This is a genomic window from Paenibacillus sp. FSL R7-0345 (assembly GCF_038595055.1).
Taxonomy (GTDB): domain Bacteria; phylum Bacillota; class Bacilli; order Paenibacillales; family Paenibacillaceae; genus Paenibacillus_AQ.
Genome location: NZ_CP152002.1, coordinates 4,542,481 through 4,557,490 on the forward strand (window position 1 = coordinate 4,542,481; position 15,010 = coordinate 4,557,490).

Below are 15,010 nucleotides of genomic sequence, written 5' to 3' on the forward strand. Positions count from 1 at the left end.
TTCCCCTTTATTCTGTCAACTGAAAGACAGGAATTCTGCGCCCGTCCGAATCCGTGAAGCCGTACTTCTCAGCCAACGCTCCCACCTGCTGGGTTATTCCCGAGAGCGCCAGCTTGTCAGCATCTGCGGCCAGCGCCACAGCAGCGCGGCCGACATAAGACGTCGATTCAGTGTTCTTCAGTTCCTCTACCTGCTGCCAGTGCTCCTCATCCGTCCCGAAGGCCTCCAGCACCAGCTCAGTCCGCATCCAGCCCGGCGACAGCGGCACGACCGTAATGCCGTCAGCTGCAAGCTCGATAGACAAACCGTAAGCCATGCGGATCAGTGCATTTTTGGCCAGGTCATAATACAAATTACCGGTATAATTATCTCTGTCCCAAAAGGTGGTATGGATAATCAGCCCGCCGCTCTCCTTAGTCCTGCGCATCAGCGGAACCGCATAATAGTTCGTCATCAGCTGTGCTCTGACCCCGGCATCAAACATATTGTCCCAGTGCGCCGGCGGCTGCTCCCAGAACGGCTCGTTGCTGATCGGAAGCTGATTGCCGCCCCAGACATTGTTGACCAGGATGTCCAGCCTGCCTTTTTCTTCAGCAATCTGGCGGATTGCTTGCTCCGTTTCCTGATCGTTGGTATGGTCGCAGCGGATAATGGCCGCCTCACCGCCGCTCTCCAGAATCTCTTTGTGAACCGTATCTAATGTCCCATTAAGCTGGCTGGCCTGCTGAATTCCCGTGCTTCTGCCGGTGATATAAACAAACGCGCCCGCCCGGGCCAGCTCGATGGCGATTCCCCGTCCTGCCCCTCTGCTTCCGCCAGTAACCAGTGCCACTTTTCCTTGCAGTGCTGTCATCCTTCATCCCGCTCCTCTCGGTTATCATGCCTAGTTTGCGCTTCCCTGCTGTCTTTCATCATTATAACCTTTATATATGTCACCAATTGTCATATATAAAGGATACAATGAAATAAACTGTCCGCTTCAGGACAGCATTCGGAGAGGAGAAAGGAACAATAATGAGGGCAGACCGTTTATTATCCATCGTGCTTCTTCTGCAGGCCCGCGGCAAGCTCAGCTCCCGCGAGCTGGCCGGACTGCTTGAGGTTTCCGAAAGAACCGTTATGCGTGACATGGAGGCGCTTAGTGCCTCAGGAATACCGGTCTTAGCTGAAAGAGGCCGTGACGGCGGCTGGTTGCTTCCTGAAGGCTACAGAACGACTTTAACCGGCATGAAGCCCCGGGAGATCGGTTCACTGCTCCTGACTGCGGACACTGCCGTTATAGAGGCACTGGGGATACAGGAGGACTTTTCTGCTGCTGTCCGCAAGCTGGAAGCGGCGGCGGCAGTGAGGCCGCAGGATTCCCCGCTGCAGCTGCTTACTCAGCGCATTCATATCGACGGTGCAGGCTGGCACCCTTCCGGCGAAGCCTACCCTCACCTTGCCCTGCTGCAGGAAGCGTTATGGACAGACCAAAAGGTCGCTATGGTCTACAGCAACAATGGTGAGCATAAGGAGCGGCTGATTGCGCCGCTTGGTCTGGTAGCCAAACGCGGTGTCTGGTATGTTGCTGCCCAATGCGGGGGAGAGATGCGGACCTACAGGGTCTCGCGCATAACAGAGGCCCGCATGACCGGCGAAGCTTTTATCCGGCCGGCAGGATTTGACCTGGCACACTACTGGGAGGAGTCCACCGCTTCTTTCAAGGCAGCCCTGCCCCGTTATCCTGTTACCCTGCTGCTTAGCAGCTCCGGCCTGAACGATCTTCAGCGGGAGCGTTACGTTACCATCCTTACAGTGCAGCAGTCCTCCAGAGCAGACTGGGTAGAGGTTCAGGCAGAGTTCAACACCCTGGAATCTGCCTGCAAAATAATCTTGTCTTTGGGGCAGACAGCTATGGTGGCTGAACCCCGGGAACTGCTCGACAGGCTGATAACCGCTTTGCGGGAGACCTGTGTTTTATATGAAAAGGTTACGCAAAACTATCCATCCGGGGAAATGGAATTTTGAAGTTTTATGTCAGTTTTTACAGTAGACTGTTCCCCCGCATATCACCTATACTATACCAATACACACCATTTTTTTAGGGGGAACTTTATTATGGATTGGATGACCAAGCTTCCATTAAAGCAGAGAATTGTAGCCGGCTGTTATCTTGTCGCCGCTTTGTTCGCTGTTCCGGTTTTGATTACATTGGTAATCATGGGCAAAATCATTCTCGGCATTATTCTTATTGCAGCACTTGCCGGACTTACTTATCCTCTGGCACGTTTTGTCGAGAGAACGCTTACATCTTCTTTTGACGAGTTCTCCAATGTTACCCACACTATTGCCAAAGGCGATTTTACAAGCCGCGCGGATGAAAGCGGGTCAATGGGTGAAGTAAGCCGCTCCTTCAACATTATGATCGACAAGCTCAAGAAAATTTTGACCGAAGCCTCACAGATCACCCGCCATGTTATGGATGCCAGCAGAGGGATTGAAGACAAGAACCACAGCCTCAAAATCGTAATGGCCCAGGTTGCCTCCTCCTCCAATGAACTGGCTGTCGGTGCCAACGAAATTTCGGCAGATATCGCCGACATGACGGAATCGATCAAGGACATTGAGACCAAAGTAGCCAACTATACGCATTCCACCAAAGAAATGAATAAGCGCTCTATACATACGCTCGAACTGGTTGAACAAGGACGGCTGTCGGTAGATACCCAGGCTGAAGGCATGCGCAAAAATATCGAAGCTACGAACAAGGTCGCGGATACGGTTGAGGCCCTCTCGCAGAATGCCCGCGGCATTTCCATGATTGCCAAAACCATCAATGAAATCGCAGAACAGACCAATCTGCTGTCCTTGAATGCTTCGATTGAGGCAGCACGCGCCGGTGAGCACGGCCGCGGCTTTGCCGTGGTCGCCCAGGAGGTGCGCAAGCTGGCCGAGGAATCGACAGCATCCACCAAAGAAGTATTCAGCCTGATCCGCAGCATCGAATCCGATATCAAGCAGGCTGTGGAGAATATCGCCATCAATGAAGAAGTTGTACAGGTGCAAAATGAGCTGATCGTAGAGACTGCCCACATCTTCTCGCAGATTGTACAAAGCGTCCAATACATAACGGAGCAGATCTCCTCCTTCTCGCAGGAAAGTGACCTGATGCTGGAGAGCGCACTCAAAATATCCGGCGCCATCGAGAATATATCCGCGATTACCCAGCAGACAGCAGCCGGCACCGAGGAAGTATCCGCGGCAATGAACGAACAGATCAACGCCCTGCAGTCTGTAGCCGATGAAACCGATAAAATGACCCAGGCAGTGTTCCAGCTGCAGAAAACTATCCATATTTTCAAATTCTAAGCTGGTTCCCAAGCCCTAAAGCTGCCGCTCAAAATGAGCGGCAGCTTGTTTATATTTAGGCTCCAGGATTCACCAAATCGTACTGCAATTCGTCAAATTTCGTATATTTCCGCATTATTGTATTGACAATGATAGAGCTATAAATATATTGTAAAAGTAAATTTAACCAATAAATATTATCCATAGACCCAAATCAAATATCAGCAAAATTCTCCGAAAGGAAATGACGCAAAGCCATGGATCTACAGTCTCAGTTTCTGGGACCAGGATAGCCAGGTTGCAGCCGGGACGTTAGAATCATTACGTCCCTTAAGGTTATATGTGCAACTGGCCTGTGCTCATTTGAGCACAGGTATTCTATTGTCTGTCGCTAGAGTCGCTAGAATCGCTAGAAAAATACACAACGGATAGGGTGGAGCATTTGAAAACAGTCGCAGATTATATGGCAGAGGCGCTTCGCAGCCTCGGCGTTACACATTCCTTTGGTATTATCGGCAAATCTATTTGTCCTATAGCTCTTAAGATGGTTGATTACGGCATCGAATTTATTCCGAGCAGACATGAGTCCAGCTCCGGCTTCGAAGCCGCCGGCTATGCACTCAAAACCGGAGGACTCGGAGTTGCCTTCGGTACATCAGGTCCCGGAGGCACTAACCTGCTCACCGCAGCAGCACATGCCAAAGCCAATAATCTTCCTGTCCTCTTCATTACTGGACACCAGTCGATTAAAGAGCTGGGAATTCCGCAGTGCCAGGATTCCTCTTCATATCTCGCTGATCTGGCGGATATGTTCAGACCCGCTACGCTCTTCAGCAAGCTGGTAGAGCGCGGTGATCATTTCAGCACTATTTTTAATCATGCCATTTCTATTGCCCTTAGCGGCAAACGCGGTCCGGTGCATCTGTGCATTCCATTTGATGTCCAGACAGAAATGCTCGAAGAATGCCGGATTGTTATTCCTGAACACGAGAAGCTGGTCAGCATCGGTAATTTTGAACGCGTAATTGCAGCAATCAACGAATCTTCGCGTCCGCTGATCATTGCGGGTAAAGGTATAAACCGCTCCGGTACCCACCAGGAGCTGGTACAACTGGCTGAAACCTTCAACATTCCTGTCGTCACCAGTCCTGGAGGAAAAGGCGCCATCGCCTGGGATCACCCGCTGTATCACGGTCCGGTAGGTGTAGGCGGCTGCAAGCACGGGGATGACCTGCTGAACAACAGTGATCTGTATATTGTGCTTGGTTCCCGTCTGAGTGATATGACGATCTGCAACCTCAAAGCAGAGAATCATCCGGCCAAGCTGATCCAGTTCGATTCCGACCCTACCTTTGTCGGCAAGATTCTTCAATCGCAGACCATATCGGTCAGCGGGGACTTGCGTGACAATCTGAGCTATTACCTGGAGAAGATCGACAGAGATACGGTTGTCAGACATGAAATAACAGTAGAAGCTAATTACCGGGACGAGCTGCCAGAGCTGCCTAAGCTCTCCATCGCTTCAGTCCTGAGCACTTTAAGCGATCAGATTCCTTATAACAGCTCGGTATTTGTAGATGACGGCAGCCACGGCTTCCATGCTGTGAAATGGTACAACGTCAAGAAGCCGGGAAGCTTTATCTTTGATGCCTACTTTGCCTGCATGGGCAACTCCATCGGCATGTCAATCGGGGCCAAGGCTGCCGCCCCTGACGAAACTGTCTTCTGCATTACCGGTGATGGCTGCTTCATGATGCTTGGTGCTGAAATTAACACCGCTGTGTGCAAGGACCTTCCGGTTATTTTCATCGTGGTCAACAACATGCAGCTTGATATGGCCCTTAAAGGCATGGAGAAGACAACCGGCAGAATCGACGGCACCCTCTTCGAGGTTCCGATGGATGCAGCGAAATTCGGTGAATCCCTTGGAGCTGTAGGCTTCAAGTGTGAAACGGCGGAACAATTCGCGGCAGCTATTGAAGATGCGGTAGCCTTGAACAAAGTAGCCGTAATCGAGCTGCTCACTGACCGTGACGAGATGCCTCCGACAGCGCACCGTGTATTGAATCTTTAATTAACATCATTCAGGGGGTTTTTTAAGTGGAAAGTTCAGTGAACAGCGGACTTAAGCATTTTACCAATCTGTCCGGGGATTATGGCAATAAACAGCTGGCGCCGATCAAAGAGCATTTTCCGGAGCTGGCTGAATATATTATGGGCAATGCCTATGGCGATATTTTTCAGCGGACCACAATCGGTGCCGACTGGAAGGAAATTGCTGTCATCTCGGCCCTGATTACGATGGGCCAATATGAACAGCTGGGTGTTCATTATGTAATGGCACTGCGTGTCGGCATGACGGTCGACCAGATTAAGGGCATTCTGCTGCACCTGGTACCGGCAATCGGCGCTCCGCGGATAATCTCGGCTTTTAATGTATTGCTTGCTACTCTGGAAGAAATCAAGTAATTAAAGAACCGGCAGTCTGATTGTATATCTTTCGTTTTGGGGGCTGGAAGGAATGGGCAGGTTTGTTCTGAAAACAGATTCCGTGAGTAAGATTGTTCATATACAACTGGAAGGTACCTTCTCCAACGAGGATGGCCTCAAAACAATGCAGGCCTATCAGCAGACAGTCAATCCGATTACAGCTTCTGAGTATTCCCTGCAGATTGACTGCCGCAAGCTGAATGTCACCGCTCCGGATGTTGTGCCTCTGCTGGAGAGCTGCTTCAAAATGTACAAGTCGGACGGCTTTCAGCAGGTGACTTTGGCGCTTGAGAATAACCCGCTGCTTAAGATGCAGCTATCCCGTCTTGGCCGCAGAGCGGGACTGGAGAACATGCAGATCGTCCCTTCCTTTCCGGGATAGCTGCATCTGCAAATGTCGGCTTAATCAAAAAGCAACCTGCAGGCAAGGAAAACCTTGTCCGCAGGTTGCTTTTGTCTGTAATTCTAAATTATAAGGTTCCAAGTATGATATCCTGTGCTAATGCCGTGCCTCATGCTTCTCCCAGCCCATAGTCCGTTCTACAGCATCCTTCCACACGCTATAGCGGTGTTCCCGCTCTTCTCCGTCCATCCGGGGCATAAAGTCCCGCTCGGCTTTATTAAAGCTCTCCAGCTGCTCTCTTGACCAGACTCCGGAAGTTAATCCGGCCAGCAGTGCAGCGCCGAGCGCCGTTGTCTCCGCATAGGTCGTACGGGTCACAGTACTGCCGAGGATATCTGCCTGGAACTGCATCAGCAGGTCGTTACGGACAGCACCGCCGTCTACACGCAGCCCGGTCAGGGGCATGCCGGCATCCTTCTCCATTGCGCCAATGACGTCACGGGACTGGAAGGCCAACGCTTCCAATGTTGCCCGGACCAGGTGTCCCGCCGTTGTCCCCCGGGTCAGGCCAAAGACAGCCCCGCGGGCATACATATCCCAGTACGGAGCACCAAGACCCGTGAAGGCCGGCACCACAACCACACCTTCACTATCTTCTACTTCTGCAGCCCGCTGCTCGGAGTCAGCCGGTCCTTCAATCAGGCCAAGCCCTTCATGCAGCCATTGTACTGCCGCTCCGGCAACAAAGACGCTGCCTTCAAGCGCAAAATACAGCTCGTCCCCCATACCCCAGGCAACGGTTGTCAGCAGGCCGTGTTTGGAGACGACCGCTTCTGTTCCTGTGTTCATAAGAATGAAGCAGCCGGTACCGTAAGTATTTTTGGCACTGCCTGCTTCAAGGCATGTATGGCCGAACAGCGCTGCCTGCTGGTCACCGAGTACAGAGCGGATCGGAATCTCCGCACCGAACCAGCGGGCATCCGCTGTACCAAAGTCACCGCCAGACATCCGGATTTCCGGCAGGATGGCACGCGGAATGCGCAGCTCCTGCACAAGCTGGTCGTCCCAACTGCGTTCATGCAGGTTAAACAGCATGGTCCGTGAGGCATTAGTCACGTCTGTAGCGTGCACAGCGCCGCCTGTGAGCTTCCAGATAAGCCAGCTGTCAATCGTCCCTGCCAGCAGCTCCCCGTGCTCTGCACGGTCCCTTGCGCCCGGCACATGATCGAGAATCCAGGCCAGCTTGGTGGCAGAGAAGTAGGCATCCACAACCAGTCCCGTCTTGTCCGCAATCTCCCGGTCCAGGCCCAGGCGCTTGATTTCCTCACACTGCTGTGCGGTCCGCCGGTCCTGCCATACAATAGCCGGATAAATCGGCTCTCCCGTCTGCCGGTCCCAGATCAGGGCGGTTTCACGCTGGTTAGTAATACCGATTGCCGTAATATCCGCTGCAGCTGCCCCGCTGGCCTGAATAGCATCTCTGGCTGCAGCCAGCTGGCTTTCCCAGATCTGCTCCGGATCATGCTCTACCCAGCCGGGGCGGGGAAAGGACTGTCTGATTTCATACTGCCCCTGGGCAACCATCCCTGCGTCCAGATTGAACAGTATAGCCCGGGAGCTCGTAGTCCCTTGATCCAATGATAAAATCATGAATAATGCCTCCTAAAGTGACGGGTATTGTGTTCCACGATGAACAAGATTAAAGGAGTCCTTTCAACAAAAAGCACCTCTGCATTCAGAGGCGCTGTCAGTCTAAGTCTGCATTTACTGTTTTTCGACAGGAAGCCGTAGCGTAAAGATCGTGCCTTCGCCAAGCCTGCTGGCAGCAAAAATCTGTCCATGGTGTGATTCGACGATATTTTTGACAATGGCCAGTCCAAGTCCGGTGCCGCCGGATTCACCGCGTACACGGGCCTTATCGGCCTTGTAAAAGCGTTCAAAGATGTAAGGCAGGTCATCCGGATGAATTCCCGCTCCCTGGTCACGGATTGCAATTTCCAAGTAACGGCGGCCTTCAAGCACAATAGAACCGGTAATGATCGAAATCTGCTTGTCCGCCGGCGTATGCCGGAACGCATTGTCCAGCAGATTCGTCAGCACCTGCTCCAGCTTATCCATGTCTGCGGACTTCAGCAGCAGCAGTCCATCAGGTCTCTGCAGTTCAAGTAAAATGTCACGTTCCTTGGCACGGACAGAGAATTTGCGGTAGATCCGGTCGAGCAGCTCGCCCATATCCACCTCGCCCATCATCATGTCCGTATGCCCGGCTTCCATCCGCGCCAGATCAAGCAGATCCTTGACCAGCCGCCCCATCCGCAGTGATTCATCATGAATGACCTGAACCAGCTCATTTCGCTCCTCAGGGGAATCGGCCATGCCGTCCAGCAGCGCTTCACTGTAGCCCTGCATCATGGAGAGCGGCGTGCGGATCTCATGCGATACATTTGCCACAAAGTCACGGCGCATCTTCTCAAGCTTTACTTCCTCCGTTACATCCCTGAGTACAGCTACGGCCCCACGGATGTGATCCTCAGAATAGAGCGGGGCCATATGTACAGACCATACGCCCTGGCGGACATGCACATTGGCACGCTGATCCCCGCCTTGACTGAGCGTATCCATGAGTAATGGCCGCAGGGGAACCGGAACTGCGCTGAAGACGGCCTGTTCCGCTCCAGGCCCGCCGTCGCCCTCCTCCTGATGCTCCAGGTTCAAATCGCTCCAGGTTTCCAGCAGCTTCTGCCCGTGCGGATTCGTGAGGATAACCTGTCCTTCATTATCAAAGGTAATCACAGGATCGGTCATACTGCGCAATACGCTGGACAGATGCCCCTTTTCATGATTCAGGCTGCGGATATTCTCTTCCAGCTCTGCCGCCATATGATTAAATGAGGTAGCCAGCTGGCCGATTTCATCACTGGTGCGGAGCGTCAGCCTTGTGCCGTATTGCCCGCGGCGGATATTGTTAGCCGCTTCAATGACCTGCTGCATCGGCTGTGTGATTTTGGTGAACAGGAACAACGCAAAAAACGTTGTCAATGAGAACCCGATCATACAGGCATACGTAAATAAACGTTTGATCGCCCCGGAATTGGCGAAGTTACTGTCGATATAAGGGAGCAGAAACAGCCCTACAGTTATGAGTACGACAGCAACAAGGCAGATAATCGTAGCCCACAGCTTGCCGACAAGGCTTCTCCAGAAGTTCACCTATTTGGGTACCTCAAGCTTGTAGCCTACTCCCCATACGGTGGTGATCATTGCTGCCGATTCCGGTGATACTTTATTCAGTTTCTCGCGGAGTCTTTTCACATGTGTGTCCACGGTACGTAAATCTCCGAAGAACTCGTAATTCCATACATCCTTGAGCAGCTCCTCGCGGGAGAATACCTTATCAGGCGAAATGGCCAGATAATGAAGCAATTCATATTCCTTTGGAGTCAGGCTTACTTCCTGTCCGCCGGCCGTTACACGGTGGGCATCATGCTCAATAATCAGATGCGGAAACACAATATTGTTGCTGGAGTTGCTCTCTTTGGATAAAAAGGCAGTCGCCGAGGAACGGCGCATAATCGCCTTAACCCGATAAATCACCTCACGCGGACTGAACGGCTTAACCACATAATCGTCAGCTCCCATTTCAAAGCCCTGTACACGGTTGATTTCTTCGCCCTTGGCAGTCAGCATCAGAACAGGTGTGGATTTGACGCCTCTAAGTCTGGTCAGCACCTCGATCCCGTCGATTCCAGGCAGCATCACATCCAGCAGGATCAGGCCGTAATCATTAGCTGTAGCTTTGCGCAGAGCCATTTCGCCGTCTTCCGCCTCGTCGATTTCATAGCCTTCTTTTTCAAGATACATTTTTAGCAGGCGGCGAATGCGCTCCTCGTCATCCACCACCAGAATTCTATTCAGATGCTCAGCCATTAACAACAACCCCTTCATCAAATACAGTTGAACAATACCCTAGTACGCATCACGCCTGAGGCATGGAATTTACATTCATGGATTTACATTAATATAACGCAAAATAAAACCGGATAAACGAATGATTCTAAACTTGCAGGTGTACATGACTCCTGTTCAAGGGCTGAAGGCCCTGTTGATTTAGTCCGTCCCCGCATAGGAATGAAGTCCGGCAATCACCAGATTTACGCCTACCAGGGTGAACATGACTACCAGAAAGCCCAGCACGGCCAGCCACGCCGACCTGCGTCCCTGCCATCCGCGCGCCAGCCGCAAATGCAGATAAGCACTGTAAAACAGCCAGGTTACCAGCGCCCAGACCTCCTTAGGGTCCCAGCCCCAGAACCGTCCCCAGGCAATCTGCGCCCAGATCATGGCAAAGATCAATGCCCCCAGCGTAAAAATCGGAAAGCCGATGGCGATGGCCCTGTACGTAATCTCATCCAGGTCATTTTCGTCAATTCCATCCATTACCGGATGAATGGCCTTGCCCAGCGGCTTGCGCACGATCAGCCGGAGTATGAGATATAAGACCAGGCCGGATAAAAGCGACCAGATTACGGTATTGAACTTCCGTCCGGCGTTTACACCATTCATCCAGGAGGGCGCTTCAAACAACGGCTCCGTTAAGCCGAGAAAAGGCTGGAAACGCTCTGTTTCGCTCTGGTAGGGTGCCACAATAGGCGGCATTTTATAGCTCACCGTCTCTATTGTACTATCTCCCTGCACTGCGCTGTCAATCGTTACGTTGCTGCGGACAAAAACAGATTCATACCCGGCTCCGCGGAAGGCAAATACACTGCCGAGAAACCCAATTATAACAATGATTGAGAAGAGAGTAAATTCAACCAGCCGCTGCTGTTTGCGGTCCTCGCGCGCCTTACTGTTAAAATCCACTGTGCGCAGCAGGTACATTAGCCCTGCCGCAAAGCCGACAGCGAAGAAGGATTCTCCAAGCGCCGCAAGCGTGACATGGATATTCAGGTAGATGGATTTCAGCGAAGGAATCAGCGGCTGGACCTCCTGCGGGAATACCGCCGCGTAAGCCATCACTATGATTGAAATCGGAACCGCAAAGACGCCGAGAATAATTTTGCGGTAGATGGCAAATATTACAGTGAAGGCCACCATAATCATCATCGATAAGAAAGTCATGAACTCATACATATTGCTGACCGGAATATGGCCTGAACCCATCCAGCGGGTTATGAAATAAGCGAGATGGCAGAGAAGCCCGAGTGATGAGGCGATAAACGCAATCCTGCCAAAACGGGCAGTATGCTCCTCCGGCTTGCGGCCGGACCAGCGGCGCCCCATAATAGCAATCGTGAACAGCATAAAAGCACCGCTGTACAAAAAGAAGGCAACAATAAACACATCACTGCTGAAATCAAGCAGGCTCATGCCAGACCTCCCCCGTTGTCCAATGATTTTTCATCGACTATCAGGTCTACCTTATGCAGAATTGCAGCAATCTCCCGGCGGAAGCCGAACCAGTTCTTGTTGGTGTGACCGCCCAGCACCAGCTCCCCGTCCTCTACACGCAGCCAGATGCGTCTGTGCTGCCAGTAGAAACCGAGAATAAGCCCCAGCATCACAATCCCTGCCCCGACCCATACAAACGGCATCGCCCGGTCTATCCGGATATTAAGATACGAGGTCGATACCGCAAAATCAACATCGCTCATATCCTGTACCGCAAGCTCCAGAAAACGCCCGTCTCCGCCAAGCCTGTCATTGATCGCCTGCTGCTGAAACTGTTCCTTATCCACCTGCTTCGGAAAATAAAAATACTGCTGGCCTTCTTCCGGCAGCCCGGGTCCGGTTATCAGAAACAGAAAAGCCGGCGCATTCGGATAAGGCGACTTGGATACCGGCTGTCCCTCATCATTAAGGCCGAAATCCATGTATTTCTCTTTCAGGGAAAGGGTATATGGTCCAGACTTGAACGCACGCTCTGTATCCTTCATATCCAATTTGAATTTGCCGTAGCCTTCTCCGGTGGCGGCATTTACAAGCTCCGGCTGCACCGAACGCAGCACAGGAGTCAGATCATAATCAAACTGATACGCTTTCAATCCTTTGTAGCTTAATGGAGAATTCACTCTGATGTCATGACTGGCGGCCTCCGCGAGCTCAGGCTCTTTGGAAGGATCTGTACAGTCCGCCGTACACTCATACAGCACCGCCTTGGTCTCAAAGAGCTTAGGCAGCACTTTTTTCCCGCGGAACTCCTCAGGCATTTCTTCATCACTGTAAAATTCCACAGTAAACTGCTCATTCTTCAAATAGTAGGTTGTATCCGGAATCCGTGTGATCTCACCCTCCTGAAAAGCAAGATGCTGATCCATATTGAGTCCCGGCAACCCGCGCGCCAGTACGGCGAGTAAAAAAATAATAAGTCCGATATGTATTACATAAGGTCCCCAGCGGCTGAAACGGTGCTTCTCGGCCAGCAAAGCTGCCCCGTCCGTTTTGACACGGTACCCTTTTTTCTTCAGCGGTTCGATCAATCCTGACACCCAGGCTTCCGGCTCTGTAATTACTGGTGCTACCAGCACGGCCTTTTGACGGGTCAGAAACTGGCGGTGCTTGCGTACCTTTTGACGGGTAAGCGCCTTATACAGCGGAAGCACACGGTCCAGACTGCAGATCACGAGCGAAGCTCCGATCATCACCAGCAGGGTAACGAACCACCAGGATTCATAGGTGTGCGAAAGGCCGAGTCTATAATATATATTCCCGGCTGTTCCGTACATCTCTTTGTAGTAGGTTGATGCATCAATGTTAAGAAAAGTACTCTCCTGCGGAAAAACCGTTCCCAGCATGGAGCCCAGCAATGTCAGCACTATCAGGTAGATTGCTATTTTGACGGAGGAAAAGAAGTTCCACACCCGGTCAATCACACCCGGATTGACACGCTGCGAGCGGCGGGCAACACCGTCATAGCGCATCTCCAGGTTCCCCTCAGCTCCCAGCTCCTTCTCATCGAGCGGTTTGCCGCAGGCCTCACAGAGCACCGTTCCAACCGGGTTCTGATGGCCGCATTCACACTTGGTGTTACTGACAAGAGGTTCCCTAGGGGTCATGGGTCCACCAGCCTTCCGATTTGAGACTCAAGCGAGTCCAGATCCAGCTGCCCGATATGAATGCTGTCTACTTTTCCCTTGGCATCAATGAAAAAGGTAGTCGGTAGCGGGGAGACACCATAGCTGCGCACCGCGTCACGTCCGGTATCCATTACAACAGGGAAGTTGATATCGACCTGCTGGACGAAATTCTCCACAGTCATCTTGTCTTCCCCGACATTTACGCCTACAACAACTACCCCCTGCTCCCTCCACTTCTCATACTGGGCCTGCAGAGCAGGCATTTCCTTCACACAGGGACCGCACCAGGAGCCCCAGAAATTCAGCACGACCGGCTGCCCCTTGTATTCGTTCATTGTATGAGTCAGCCCGTCAAGCCCCAGCAGCTCAAAGGAGGGTGCTTTACTGCCTTCATGCGGTTTTCCGTCTCCACCGAACACCGAAGTGCCGATTGCATAGCCTCCAAGCAAAAGTATCAAAAACAGAATTACGATTTGAATCGGCTTTCTCGCTTTGCCCACACGCGAAGCCCCCTTCTGTGACGCAATTCATACTTTAGTTGTCAGGTGTGAACATCCTATGAACATTATACCGAATATTGTCACAGTTTTAGGAGAGGGAATTGTGAACTTTATGTGTCTTTGCGGGTCTGATTTGTCTTAAGCGCCCCGGCTTTCGCAATCTGCTGCAGATGGTTAATTTCATCTTTGGTCAGATGGCGGTAGGAGCCGCGCTTGAGATTCTGCAGCAGGATATCGCCGAAGGAAATCCGCTTCAGCCGGATTACAGGATGGGAAATCGCCTCAAACATCCGGCGCACCTGACGGTTGCGTCCTTCATGGATGGTAATGCTGATTACCGTTTCCTTGTTAGCTTCATCGACATCCTTGTACTCTACTTCAGCCGGTGCCGTCATACCGTCTTCGAGCTTGATACCGGCTTTCAGCTTGTCCAGAGCAGTACCGTGCGGGACACCCTTGACCGTGGCCAGATACGTCTTCGGCACATGGTGCTTCGGATGAGTCAGCAGATTCGCAAATTCGCCGTCATTCGTCAGCAGCAGAAGCCCTTCCGTATCATAATCCAGCCGGCCTACAGGGTATACCCGCTCTTTAATTCCTTTTAAATAATCCGTTACTACCTTGCGGCCCTTGTCATCGGATGCGCTGGTAATGACACCCTTGGGCTTGTTGAACATAATGTAGATTTTATTTTCGCCCCGGATCAGTCTTCCGGCCACCTTAATAATATCCTGTTCGGGGTCCACCTTTGTGCCAAGCGTAGTTACGAGTTCCCCGTTGACCTCCACTTTACCGGCCAAAATCAATTCTTCACACTTGCGTCTGGACGCAACACCTGCTTGCGCCAAAATTTTCTGTAATCTTTCCATTTTCGACTACTCACCTCAGGTTAATGATAACCATCAGCGGGATAAATCACAAGTTCATTCCACGGAAAAAATGCTCCCGGACATGTTTTATTATGCGGCTCGATCAAGAGCGGTGAAATCTGATAGCGTGCAGCCAGCTCCAGAATGAGCTTTCCGGCGGCAAAAAGCTGCTCCCGCCTGCCCGGCAGCTGCGGAATGGCATCCTCTTCCCCGTAATTTCCTTCCAGACAGATGTGGATATAATCCGGGTCCGTCAACAGCGGAGCAGCGTAAATCCCGCCATCCGTCCCTACCCAAAAATCAAATCCCTTGCCGTTTATCGACGGACAGCGGGAATGATGCAGAATAAATCCTTTATATTCCAACGCATGCCGGCCTCCCTCCGTATTGCTGCAATAGCATATG

Annotated in this window: 14 protein-coding genes and 1 riboswitch; of the genes, 5 read left to right on the top strand and 9 right to left on the bottom strand. The window is 51.8% G+C overall.

Annotation, left to right across the window (positions count from 1 at the left end; translation table 11 throughout):
- Nucleotides 1-7: 7 nt before the first annotated feature.
- Nucleotides 8-853 carry an SDR family NAD(P)-dependent oxidoreductase gene (locus tag NST84_RS19630; protein WP_342561845.1) on the bottom strand — a complete coding sequence of 282 codons (846 nt, stop codon included), beginning with the start codon at nucleotides 851-853 and terminating at the stop codon, nucleotides 8-10.
- A 161-nt stretch (nucleotides 854-1,014) separates the two neighbouring features.
- On the opposite strand from NST84_RS19630, the gene NST84_RS19635 reads away from it, so the two are divergent.
- The 5 genes from NST84_RS19635 to NST84_RS19655 all read left to right on the top strand — a co-directional run bounded on the left by NST84_RS19635 (nucleotide 1,015) and on the right by NST84_RS19655 (nucleotide 6,199).
- Nucleotides 1,015-2,007 (top strand): YafY family protein, encoded by a 993-nt coding sequence (locus tag NST84_RS19635; protein ID WP_342561846.1) that lies wholly within the window; start codon nucleotides 1,015-1,017, stop codon nucleotides 2,005-2,007.
- 90 nt (nucleotides 2,008-2,097) lie between these two features.
- On the top strand, nucleotides 2,098-3,348 hold the full coding sequence (locus NST84_RS19640; RefSeq protein ID WP_342561847.1) for a methyl-accepting chemotaxis protein: 1,251 nt from the start codon (nucleotides 2,098-2,100) through the stop codon (nucleotides 3,346-3,348).
- A gap of 192 nt (nucleotides 3,349-3,540) precedes the next feature.
- Nucleotides 3,541-3,633: riboswitch (cyclic di-GMP riboswitch) on the top strand.
- A 127-nt stretch (nucleotides 3,634-3,760) separates the two neighbouring features.
- Nucleotides 3,761-5,401 (top strand): thiamine pyrophosphate-binding protein, encoded by a 1,641-nt coding sequence (locus NST84_RS19645; protein WP_342561848.1) that lies wholly within the window; start codon nucleotides 3,761-3,763, stop codon nucleotides 5,399-5,401.
- A 26-nt stretch (nucleotides 5,402-5,427) separates the two neighbouring features.
- Nucleotides 5,428-5,796 (top strand): carboxymuconolactone decarboxylase family protein, encoded by a 369-nt coding sequence (locus tag NST84_RS19650; RefSeq protein WP_342561849.1) that lies wholly within the window; start codon nucleotides 5,428-5,430, stop codon nucleotides 5,794-5,796.
- An 82-nt stretch (nucleotides 5,797-5,878) separates the two neighbouring features.
- The gene (locus NST84_RS19655) at nucleotides 5,879-6,199 is read left to right on the top strand and encodes a hypothetical protein (protein WP_342561850.1); all 321 of its coding nucleotides are present in this window, start codon (nucleotides 5,879-5,881) and stop codon (nucleotides 6,197-6,199) included.
- A gap of 117 nt (nucleotides 6,200-6,316) precedes the next feature.
- On the opposite strand, the gene glpK is transcribed toward NST84_RS19655, so the two are convergent.
- From glpK to NST84_RS19695, 8 genes are all read right to left on the bottom strand, one after another.
- Nucleotides 6,317-7,810: a glycerol kinase GlpK gene (glpK, locus tag NST84_RS19660; protein WP_342561851.1), complete on the bottom strand. Its 1,494-nt coding sequence runs from the start codon at nucleotides 7,808-7,810 to the stop codon at nucleotides 6,317-6,319.
- A gap of 114 nt (nucleotides 7,811-7,924) precedes the next feature.
- On the bottom strand, nucleotides 7,925-9,370 hold the full coding sequence (locus NST84_RS19665; RefSeq protein ID WP_342561852.1) for an ATP-binding protein: 1,446 nt from the start codon (nucleotides 9,368-9,370) through the stop codon (nucleotides 7,925-7,927).
- The gene (locus NST84_RS19670; protein WP_068730002.1) at nucleotides 9,371-10,087 is read right to left on the bottom strand and encodes a response regulator transcription factor; all 717 of its coding nucleotides are present in this window, start codon (nucleotides 10,085-10,087) and stop codon (nucleotides 9,371-9,373) included.
- Between the two features lie 180 nt (nucleotides 10,088-10,267).
- On the bottom strand, nucleotides 10,268-11,530 hold the full coding sequence (ccsA, locus tag NST84_RS19675; protein WP_342561853.1) for a cytochrome c biogenesis protein CcsA: 1,263 nt from the start codon (nucleotides 11,528-11,530) through the stop codon (nucleotides 10,268-10,270).
- Nucleotides 11,527-13,215, bottom strand: coding sequence for a cytochrome c biogenesis protein ResB (locus tag NST84_RS19680; protein ID WP_342561854.1), 1,689 nt, complete (start codon nucleotides 13,213-13,215; stop codon nucleotides 11,527-11,529). The genes ccsA and NST84_RS19680 overlap by 4 nt, the downstream gene beginning before the upstream one ends.
- Nucleotides 13,212-13,736 carry a thiol-disulfide oxidoreductase ResA gene (gene resA / locus NST84_RS19685; RefSeq protein WP_342561855.1) on the bottom strand — a complete coding sequence of 175 codons (525 nt, stop codon included), beginning with the start codon at nucleotides 13,734-13,736 and terminating at the stop codon, nucleotides 13,212-13,214. Before resA ends, NST84_RS19680 begins: the two co-directional genes overlap by 4 nt.
- Before the next feature lie 110 nt (nucleotides 13,737-13,846).
- Complete coding sequence (locus tag NST84_RS19690; RefSeq protein WP_342561856.1) at nucleotides 13,847-14,605, bottom strand: pseudouridine synthase; 759 nt, start codon at nucleotides 14,603-14,605, stop codon at nucleotides 13,847-13,849.
- A 20-nt stretch (nucleotides 14,606-14,625) separates the two neighbouring features.
- The gene (locus NST84_RS19695) at nucleotides 14,626-14,970 is read right to left on the bottom strand and encodes an N-acetylmuramoyl-L-alanine amidase (RefSeq protein ID WP_342561857.1); all 345 of its coding nucleotides are present in this window, start codon (nucleotides 14,968-14,970) and stop codon (nucleotides 14,626-14,628) included.
- Nucleotides 14,971-15,010 lie beyond the last annotated feature (40 nt).

Coding starts and splice junctions, on each gene's coding strand:
- NST84_RS19690 (WP_342561856.1), bottom strand. CDS start 14,605: ATGGAAAGATTACAGAAAATTTTGGCGCAAGCAGGTGTTGCGTCCAGA.
- NST84_RS19630 (WP_342561845.1), bottom strand. CDS start 853: ATGACAGCACTGCAAGGAAAAGTGGCACTGGTTACTGGCGGAAGCAGA.
- glpK (WP_342561851.1), bottom strand. CDS start 7,810: ATGATTTTATCATTGGATCAAGGGACTACGAGCTCCCGGGCTATACTG.
- NST84_RS19680 (WP_342561854.1), bottom strand. CDS start 13,215: ATGACCCCTAGGGAACCTCTTGTCAGTAACACCAAGTGTGAATGCGGC.
- NST84_RS19640 (WP_342561847.1), top strand. CDS start 2,098: ATGGATTGGATGACCAAGCTTCCATTAAAGCAGAGAATTGTAGCCGGC.
- NST84_RS19635 (WP_342561846.1), top strand. CDS start 1,015: ATGAGGGCAGACCGTTTATTATCCATCGTGCTTCTTCTGCAGGCCCGC.
- ccsA (WP_342561853.1), bottom strand. CDS start 11,530: ATGAGCCTGCTTGATTTCAGCAGTGATGTGTTTATTGTTGCCTTCTTT.
- NST84_RS19670 (WP_068730002.1), bottom strand. CDS start 10,087: ATGGCTGAGCATCTGAATAGAATTCTGGTGGTGGATGACGAGGAGCGC.